This window comes from Streptomyces sp. NPDC051555 (genome assembly GCF_044454405.1).
Taxonomy (GTDB): Bacteria; Actinomycetota; Actinomycetes; order Streptomycetales; family Streptomycetaceae; genus Streptomyces.
This window is the reverse complement of sequence record NZ_JBITDP010000002.1, coordinates 936,083-944,352: the sequence shown is the minus strand read 5'-3', so window position 1 is coordinate 944,352 and position 8,270 is coordinate 936,083. Positions and strand designations below refer to the sequence as shown.

8 protein-coding genes are annotated in these 8,270 nt (G+C 73.0%); 4 read left to right on the top strand and 4 right to left on the bottom strand.

The genetic code is table 11. The features are described 5' to 3' along the window. Positions 1–137 precede the first annotated feature (137 nt). On the bottom strand, positions 138–1,010 hold the full coding sequence (locus ACIBEA_RS08130) for an undecaprenyl-diphosphate phosphatase (protein ID WP_399258979.1): 873 nt from the start codon (positions 1,008–1,010) through the stop codon (positions 138–140). Positions 1,011–1,058: 48 nt separating this feature from the next. Further along, positions 1,059–1,778 carry a TVP38/TMEM64 family protein gene (locus ACIBEA_RS08125; protein WP_399258978.1) on the bottom strand — a complete coding sequence of 240 codons (720 nt, stop codon included), beginning with the start codon at positions 1,776–1,778 and terminating at the stop codon, positions 1,059–1,061. Positions 1,779–2,161: 383 nt separating this feature from the next. On the opposite strand from ACIBEA_RS08125, the gene tuf reads away from it, so the two are divergent. The 3 genes from tuf to ACIBEA_RS08110 all read left to right on the top strand — a co-directional run bounded on the left by tuf (position 2,162) and on the right by ACIBEA_RS08110 (position 5,133). Further along, positions 2,162–3,343, top strand: a complete 1,182-nt coding sequence (gene tuf, locus ACIBEA_RS08120; protein WP_399258977.1) for an elongation factor Tu — start codon at positions 2,162–2,164, stop codon at positions 3,341–3,343. A 76-nt stretch (positions 3,344–3,419) separates the two neighbouring features. After that, positions 3,420–4,265: a patatin-like phospholipase family protein gene (locus ACIBEA_RS08115; protein WP_399258976.1), complete on the top strand. Its 846-nt coding sequence runs from the start codon at positions 3,420–3,422 to the stop codon at positions 4,263–4,265. Between the two features lie 76 nt (positions 4,266–4,341). Then, on the top strand, positions 4,342–5,133 hold the full coding sequence (locus ACIBEA_RS08110; RefSeq protein WP_399259074.1) for a spermidine synthase: 792 nt from the start codon (positions 4,342–4,344) through the stop codon (positions 5,131–5,133). A 14-nt stretch (positions 5,134–5,147) separates the two neighbouring features. Here the strand turns inward: ACIBEA_RS08110 and ACIBEA_RS08105 are convergent, their stop codons facing one another. Both ACIBEA_RS08105 and ACIBEA_RS08100 read right to left on the bottom strand, forming a co-directional pair. Next, positions 5,148–6,470: an MFS transporter gene (locus ACIBEA_RS08105; protein WP_399258975.1), complete on the bottom strand. Its 1,323-nt coding sequence runs from the start codon at positions 6,468–6,470 to the stop codon at positions 5,148–5,150. Positions 6,471–6,540: 70 nt separating this feature from the next. After that, on the bottom strand, positions 6,541–7,566 hold the full coding sequence (locus ACIBEA_RS08100) for a hypothetical protein (protein ID WP_399258974.1): 1,026 nt from the start codon (positions 7,564–7,566) through the stop codon (positions 6,541–6,543). A gap of 95 nt (positions 7,567–7,661) precedes the next feature. Here ACIBEA_RS08100 and ACIBEA_RS08095 point away from each other — a divergent pair, with 95 nt between their 5' ends. After that, on the top strand, positions 7,662–8,114 hold the full coding sequence (locus ACIBEA_RS08095; protein ID WP_399258973.1) for a DUF4442 domain-containing protein: 453 nt from the start codon (positions 7,662–7,664) through the stop codon (positions 8,112–8,114). The last annotated feature ends 156 nt before the right edge of the window (positions 8,115–8,270 follow it).

Below are 8,270 nucleotides of genomic sequence, written 5' to 3'. Positions count from 1 at the left end.
CCGGCCGAAAACCGCCCCACCACCACTCGCTTCATGGCTGTCCACCCCCTGCTGCGACACCGTTCTCCCAGCCACAACGACGGGGGGGCCGCACGGGAACGTTCCCGTGCGGCCCCCGCGTGCGGGTGTGCGGTGCGTCAGCCGGCGGACTCGCCCGCGTGCGGGCTCAGCACACCCATGCCGATCAGCACGAACAGCACGATGCCCAGCAGGATCCGGTAGATCACGAAGGGCATGAAGCTCTTCGTCGTGATGAACTTCATGAACCAGGCGATCACGGCGTAGCCGACCACGAAGGCGATGACCGTCGCGAAGATCGTCGGACCCCAGGAGACGTGCCCCTCGCCGAGGTCCTTCAACTCCATGCCGCCCGAGGCCAGTACGGCCGGGATGGCGAGGAGGAAGGAGTAACGGGCCGCCGCTTCGCGGGTGTAGCCCATCAGCAGACCGCCGGAGATGGTCGCGCCGGAGCGGGAGACGCCCGGGATCAACGCCATCGCCTGCGCGACACCGAAGATCAGACCGTCCTTGACGCCCAGTTCCTTGAGCGATTTGCGCTGCTTGACGACCCGGTGCTTGCCGCCCTTCTCGTCGCGCGAGGCCAGCCAGTCGGCGAAGCCGAGGACGATGCCCATCACGATCAAGGTCGTGGCGATCAGCCGCAGATCACGGAACGGGCCTTCGATCTGGTCCTTCAGCGAGATGCCGAGGACGCCGATCGGGATCGAGCCCACGATGACCAGCCAGCCCATCTGGGCGTCGTGGTCCGAGCGCAGCGCCTTGTTCGTCAGGGAACGGAACCAGGCGGAGATGATCCGCGCGATGTCCTTGCGGAAGTAGATCAGCACGGCGGTCTCGGTGCCGATCTGGGTGATGGCGGTGAAGGCCGCTCCGGGATCGTGCCAGCCGGCGAACGCCGCGGTCAGCCGCAGGTGTGCACTGGAGGAGATCGGGAGGAACTCCGTGAGGCCCTGGACGAGACCGAGGATTAGGGATTCGAACCAGCTCATGTCGGGGTGCGCTCGTCCTTGTGATCGTCGGGAAGTTCGCGTCCGATGCTAGGGCGTCCGGGTGACCACGCCGACCACTGGGGTCTGCTGCGGCGTCAGGCCGCTCGTAGGGGGCGCAGCCAGCTTGTGCCTCTTGCGCCACGCGACGGCCGCGGCGAGCACTCCGGAGACGGTGATGAAGCCCAGCGAGGCCAGGAAGACGGGCGAGGTGGGCGAGGAGGCGCTGCCCCCGGCGATCACGTAGGCCGCCGTGTTCGGGACGGTGCCGAGCGCCGTCGCCAGCAGGAACGGAACCCAGCCGCACCGCGAGATCGCGGCGATGTAGTTGGCGGCCGCGAAGGGCACCCCGGGGAAGATCCGCACCGCCAGCATCGATCGGAACCCGTGCCTGCCGAGCTGCCCGTCCGCCGCCAGCAGCCAGCGCCCGCGCAGCAGCGGCCGCAGCGCCCGCTGCCCCATGGCACGGCCCAGCCCGAACGCCACGGCGGCGCCGAGCACCGTGCCGCCGACCGCGGCCACCAGGCCGAACTGCGCGCCGAAGACCGCTCCCGCGGCCAGGTTCAGCAGCGGGCGCGGCACGAACGCCGCCGTGCACAGCCCGTACACCACCGCGAACGACAGGACCGCCGTGCCCAGCGGGAGCGAACCGGTCCAGCCCTGCGACAGCATCCGCTGGGGCTCGAACAGCAGCACGCACACGCCGGCCGCCACCAGCAGCACGACGAGCAGGGCCAGCCGGAACCAGGGCGCCAGAAGCAGGGGGGACATCCGCCGAGACTAACCGACGGGCCCGTCGGGGCGCCGTGATCCGGACCTCATGCGGCGAAGCGACCGGTGTCCCGTGGTCGCGGGTCGTTAATTCGTTCGACGCGGTGGCGCCGCTGGGACAGGATCGGTCCCATGTTCCGGCACCCCTTCCCCGCAGCGCCGTCCGCAGTCGCGGACGCGCCGAAGGCTGCCGTCGTGGACATCGCACCCACCGCAGCGGATGTCGCATCCGCACTCCCGGCGCCCTTCGGCGGCGCACGAAGCTGACCCTTCCCGGATCGTCCGGCGGACCCCGCAGGGGGAGGGTCGGCAGGATCCAGGGGTCCCGTTCAGGCTTCCGGTCGCCTTCGGCCACCGGAACAACGCGAAAACGGGAAACAGTCATGGCCAAGACGGCCTTCGTGCGGACCAAGCCGCACCTCAACATCGGCACCATGGGTCACGTCGACCACGGCAAGACCACCCTCACCGCCGCCATCACCAAGGTCCTCGCCGAGCGCGGGGGAGCGTCCTACGTGCCCTTCGACCGGATCGACCGGGCGCCGGAGGAGGCGCGGCGCGGGATCACCATCAACCTCTCGCACGTCGAGTACGAGACGGACACCCGCCACTACGCCCACGTCGACATGCCCGGTCACGCCGACTACGTGAAGAACATGGTGACCGGCGCGGCCCAGCTCGACGGCGCGATCCTCGTCGTCTCCGCGCTCGACGGGGTCATGCCGCAGACCGCCGAGCACGTACTGCTCGCCCGCCAGGTCGGCGTCGACCACATCGTCGTCGCCCTCAACAAGGCCGACGCCGGGGACCCCGAGCTGATCGACCTGGTCGAGCTGGAGGTCCGGGAGCTGCTGAGCGCCAACGGGTACGGGGGCGACACCGCTCCCGTGGTCCGGGTCTCCGGGCTGGGGGCGCTGGAGGGCGACCCGCGATGGACCGGGGCGGTGCTGGCGCTGCTGGACGCCGTGGACACCTATGTACCGATGCCGGTGCGCTACACGGACGCGCCGTTCCTGCTGCCGGTGGAGAACGTCCTGACCATCACCGGGCGGGGCACGGTCGTCACCGGCGCCATCGAGCGCGGCACCGTCCGCATGGGCGACCGGGTCGCGCTGCTCGGCGCCGCCGGGGAGCCGGTCGAGACGGTGGTCACCGGCCTGGAGACCTTCGGCAAGCCGATGGACTCCGCCGAGGCCGGGGACAACGTCGCCCTCCTGTTGCGGGGCGTGCACCGCGACGGGATCCGCCGCGGTGACGTGGTCGCCGCCCCGGGCAGCGTGGTGCCGCGCAGGCGCTTCACGGCCCAGGTGTACGTCCTGTCCGCCCGGGAGGGCGGCCGGACCACGCCACTGGCCAGCGGATACCGGCCACAGTTCTACGTCCGCACCGCCGACGTCGTGGGGGACGTGGACCTGGGCGAGGCGGCGCTCGCCCGGCCGGGGGAGACGGTCGCCATGACCGTCGAGCTGGGCCGGGACGTGCCGCTGGAGGCGGGGCTCGGCTTCGCGATCCGTGAGGGCGGGCGGACGGTCGGCGCCGGAACGGTGACGTCCGTTCTCGGCTGACCCGAAGGCCACCGTGGTGACGGCGGCCCGCCTGCGGCAGACTGCCGTCACCACACACGGATGAGCGGGGGCTGCGATGAGCGGCGAGACGGCGCTGGTGCTCGGCGGCGGGGGCCTGACCGGGGTCGGCTGGGAAGCCGGGATCATCTACGGGCTCGCCGAGGCGGGCATCGACCTGTCCGCCGCGGAACTCGTCGTCGGCACCTCCGCGGGCTCCGTCGTCGGCGCCCAGCTGACCTCGGGCCTGCTGACCCCGCGCGAGCTCTACGAGCGCCAGCTCGCCGGAGCGGGCGGCGAGATCCCGGCCAAGATGGGCGCCGGGCTCGTCGCCCGCTACGCCGTCGCCATGATGCGGGCCAGGGACGCCACGGCCTACCGGCGCCGGGTCGGCGAGATCGCGCTGGCCGCCGACACCGGGGACGAGCGGGCCCGGCGCAAGGTGCTGGAAGCGCGGCTGGTCTCCCACCAGTGGCCCGAGCGGCGGTTCGTGGTCACCGCGGTGGACGCGCGGACCGGGGCCGCCGCCGACTTCGACCGGCACAGCGGGGTCGGCCTCGTCGACGCCGTCTCGGCGAGCTGCGCGGTGCCGGGGGTGTGGCCCCCGGTGAGCGTCGGGGAGCGGCGCTACGTCGACGGGGGCGTGCGGTCGGCCGCCAACGCGGACGTGGCGACGGGCTACCGGCGCGTGGTGGTCCTCGCGCCCATGGCCATGGGCACCGGGGTCTCGCCCTCGCCCGGCACGCAGGTCGAACGGCTGCGCGCGGACGGGTCCAAGGTGCTGCTGATCACCCCGTCCGCCGAGGCCCGCAAGGTCTTCGGGCGCAATGTGCTGGACCCGGCCCGGCGGGCCCCGGCGGCCCGGGCGGGCCTCGCGCAGGCCGCCGCGCACGCGGCCGAGGCGGCGGCCGTCTGGACCCTCTGAGCTGCCCGACAATGGTGGGGTGGACGACGAACAGATCCCGGTGATCCGGGACGTGGGCCAGGGCACCGCCAAGTTGATGCCGGACGTGGACCGGCGGCGGGCCTGGCTGCTGACGGTGGACGGGGCCCCGCAGTCGTACGTGGACCTCGACGATCCGCACCACCTGGAATTCGAGTACGTGCGCCGGCTCGCGCACGTGCTGGACTGCGCGGCCGGCCCGGGCGCACCGCTGGACCTGCTGCACCTCGGTGGCGGCGCGCTGACGCTGCCCCGCTACGCCGCCGCCACCCGGCCGGGCTCCCGGCAGCAGGTCGTCGACTTCGACCGGGGGCTGCTGGAGCTGGTCGCCGAGCACCTGCCGCTGCCCGCGCGGGCCGGGATCGAGCTGCACGCGGCCGACGCGCGGGCCTGGCTGGAAGCCGCGCCCGCGGCGAGCGCGGACGTACTGGTGGCCGACGTGTTCGGGGGCTCGCGGGTGCCGGCCCAGCTGACCTCGGTGGAGTACGCGCGCGAGGCGGCCCGGGTGCTGCGGCCCGGCGGGACCTACGTGGCCAATCTGGCCGACGGGGCGCCCTTCGCGTTCCTGCGCGGGCAGCTGGCGAACTTCGCCACGGTCTTCCCGGAGCTGGCGCTGATCGCGGAACCGGGGGTGTTGCGCGGACGCCGCTTCGGCAACGCCGTGCTGGTGGGCTCCGCCCGGGAGCTGCCGGTGGCGGCCCTGGCGCGGGCGTGCGCGGCGGACGCGTTCCCGGCCCGGGTGGAGTACGGGGCGGGGGTGGCGAAGCTGGCCGGGCGGGCCGCGATCGTACGGGACGCCGATGCGGTGGCCTCGCCGGAGCCGCCCGAGGGAGCCTTCAGCATCGGCTGAGCCCGGGGCGCCTCCTAGGAGGCGTCGACCGGAGCCTTGACCAGGGGGGCGCTCCCGCCCACCGGCTCGGCGGGCCCGGCCGGGAGCGCGGGCACCGGCTTGCGGGTCATCCGGCGGACGTCGGGGACGGTGAGGACGGCGGCCGTCACGATGACGACCAGGGCCGCACAGCCCCAGAGCGCTTCGGTGCGCCCGACGGCCGATTCGACCGGACCCGCGAGGGCGGTGGCGACGGGCAGCATCGAGATGGAGCCGAACCAGTCGTAGGCGGAGACCCGGGAGAACTTCTCCTCCGGGATCTCCTGGTGCATCGTGGTCATCCAGTTGACGCCGAACACCTCGATGGCCAGCCCGCTGACCAGCATCACCACGCACAGCCCCCAGGTCGGCAGCGGGACCGCCAACCCCGCCGACGGCAGCGCCAGCGGGAACACGCAGAGCGTGCCCACCAGCAGCAGCCGGCGCGGTTTCCACACCATCATCAGGACGGCTCCGCCCAGCGTGCCGACCCCGAAGGCGGCCAGGGCCAGCCCCCAGGGGGCAGGACCGCCCAGGTGGTCCCGGGCGACCAGCGGCCCGTAGACCGCCTCGGCCGCGCCGACGACGGCGACGACGACGGAGAACTGGAGCACGATGCTCCACAGCCAGGGGCGGCTGCGGAACTCGACCCAGCCGTCGCGCAGATCGCCCAGCAGGCTGCCGCCGGGTTCCCTGGGGGCGATGTGACGGACGTCGAGGAAGGCGCGCAGGGCTCCCGCCAGCGCGAAGGCGACCGCGTCGACCGCGAGGACCCAGCCGGGGCCCATCGCGGCGATCATGGCCCCGCCGAGCGCGGCGCCGCCGATGCCCGCGCCGTTCACCGCCATCCGGAAGAGCGCGAAGGCCCGGTTCGCGTGCTCGCCCGAGACGCTGGAGAGCAGCATGCCCTCGGCGGCCGGGCTGAAGAAGGCGGTACCGGTGCCGCACAGCGCGGTGAGCAGCATCATCTGCCACAGCTGCGGGTCCCCGGAGAGGACGAGCACGGCGAAGGCGCCCTGCGAGACGCAGTTGAGGGCGTTGGCCGCCACCATCACCCGGTGGCGCGGTATCCGGTCGGCGATGGCGCCGCCGATGAGCAGGAAGAGGACCAGGGGGAGCGTACGGGCGGCGGTCACCAGACCGACGTCCCCGCTGGAACCACCCGCCTCCAGCACGGCGAAGGCGGACGCGATGAGCGCGCCGTTGCTGCCGAGGTTGGTCACCACCGCCGCGCCGGTCAGCAACGTGTAGTTGCGTCCCGCCCAGGCGGGGCGGTGACGGCGCGCGGACGGGGGGCCGGGGGCGGGGCGGGAGCTCACCCCCGGACTATCCCCGCCCCGGACCGGGAAGCCAAACGGATTAACGGTCCGGGGGCGGAGGAGCGGGAGGTCATCCCGCGGTGAGCCGGACCGAGCTGAGGATCTTCTCGTAGACCTCGGGCTTGACCTCGTCGGGGACGTTCGCCGGGCCGTAGAGCACCCAGCTGGAGAAGTCGCCGTTGGTGGTCTTGAAGCTGAAGGCGATGGACTTGCCGTCGGTGTCGCACTTGTCCTTCTTGGGCAGGCCGCTGACGGTCGCGGTGTCCATGTGCCCCTTGAGGCCGGAGAGGGTCGTGTACTCCTTGGCCGTGCCCACCTTGACGGTGCCCTTGGGCGCCTTCTGCGCGTAGGCGGCGAAGACCCAGTTGCCGGCCTCGTTGTAGGCCGCCTCGGCGGTGTCCTTGGCACCCTGGCCGCCCTTGGTGCCGGTGGTGGCCAGGGCGGTGGACTCCTCCTTGCCGTTCTTGTCGGAGTCGACCTTGCACCACTCGCCCTTGTACTCCGCGGGCGCGGACATGCTCAGGAGCGGCGAGCCGTCGTTCTTGGAGTCGTCGGTGATGCCGTAGGTCATGCCCGAGCCGTCGACCTTCCAGTCCGCCGGGACGTCGAAGGCGGTCCCGTACTTCGGGTTGACGACCACCTTCCAGCCGGGGATCACGGGGGCGACGTCGCCGCCCGCGCGCGGGTTGCCGGTCGGCGCGGCCGGCGGGACCGGGGCGGGGGAGCTGGCGGCGGGCTTGTCGTCGGCCACGTCCTTCTTGGTGTTGTCGTCCCTCGTCAGGACGAAGGCTCCGGTGACGGCCGCGGCCACCACGACCGCGGAGGCGGCCACGATGGCGACGGTCTTCGTCGCGAAGGGGCTCGACCCCTTGCCCCCCCGCGCGGGCTCCTGCGGGTGGGGCGGTGCCTGCCCCCACGGCTGGGTCGGCGGGGGCTGTTGGTAGCCCGGCTGCGGGTACCCGTAGCCGGGCTGCTGCTCCGCGTACCCCGGCTGCTGGTACGGATTCGGCTGTCCCGGCTGTTGCTGGTACGGGTTGTTCTGCGCGTCCTGCGCGTTCTGCTCGCCCCCGGGCGGCTGCTGCTGTCCTGGCCACATGGCCGGTAACGATAGTGGGAGCGGGACGCGGGAACCACGTCCGGTCCCGTTACGGCTCTGGTCAAGCCACCTACTCGTGGGTAACATCGCTCGTCATGAGCGCAGAACAGATGAACGTGGGCGAACTGCTCGCCGCGACGGTGCCGATGGCCCGGACCCTGAACCTCCAGTTCCTGGAGACCACCCCCGAGCGCGCGGTCGTCCGCCTGCCCGACCAGAGCGACTTCCACAACCACGTCGGCGGCCCGCACGCCGGCGCCATGTTCACCCTCGCCGAGTCCGCGAGCGGCGCGATCGTGCTGGCGGCCTTCGGGGAGCAGCTCTCCCGCGCCGTGCCGCTCGCCGTCCGGGCCGAGATCGGCTACAAGAAGCTGGCCAAGGGCGTCGTCACGGCCACCGCCACCCTCGGCCGCCCGGCGGCCGACGTGATCGCCGAACTCGACGCGGGCGGCCGCCCCGAGTTCCCCGTCACCATCGCCATCCAGCGCGAGGACGAGGCCGTGACCGGCGAGATGACGGTCGTCTGGACGCTGCGCCCCAACGCCTGAGCCTGCGGGCGACGGATGCGCCCCGGGTGCGTCCGGGTGCGTCCCATCAGTGGAAGGCCGCCCCGCCGAGGGCGCGTCCCGGCGGGCCCGGGCGCCGCGTGGCCCACAGTGGGCCGGGGGCGGTCCGGCGCGGGCCGCCCCGCCCACTGCCGCTTC

Bases quoted from the DNA above. Each gene is read 5' to 3' on its own strand.
- ACIBEA_RS08095 (WP_399258973.1), top strand. From the start codon at position 7,662: ATGAGCGCAGAACAGATGAACGTGGGCGAACTGCTCGCCGCGACGGTG.
- ACIBEA_RS08100 (WP_399258974.1), bottom strand. From the start codon at position 7,566: ATGTGGCCAGGACAGCAGCAGCCGCCCGGGGGCGAGCAGAACGCGCAG.
- ACIBEA_RS08130 (WP_399258979.1), bottom strand. From the start codon at position 1,010: ATGAGCTGGTTCGAATCCCTAATCCTCGGTCTCGTCCAGGGCCTCACG.
- ACIBEA_RS08115 (WP_399258976.1), top strand. From the start codon at position 3,420: ATGAGCGGCGAGACGGCGCTGGTGCTCGGCGGCGGGGGCCTGACCGGG.
- ACIBEA_RS08110 (WP_399259074.1), top strand. From the start codon at position 4,342: ATGCCGGACGTGGACCGGCGGCGGGCCTGGCTGCTGACGGTGGACGGG.
- ACIBEA_RS08125 (WP_399258978.1), bottom strand. From the start codon at position 1,778: ATGTCCCCCCTGCTTCTGGCGCCCTGGTTCCGGCTGGCCCTGCTCGTC.
- tuf (WP_399258977.1), top strand. From the start codon at position 2,162: ATGGCCAAGACGGCCTTCGTGCGGACCAAGCCGCACCTCAACATCGGC.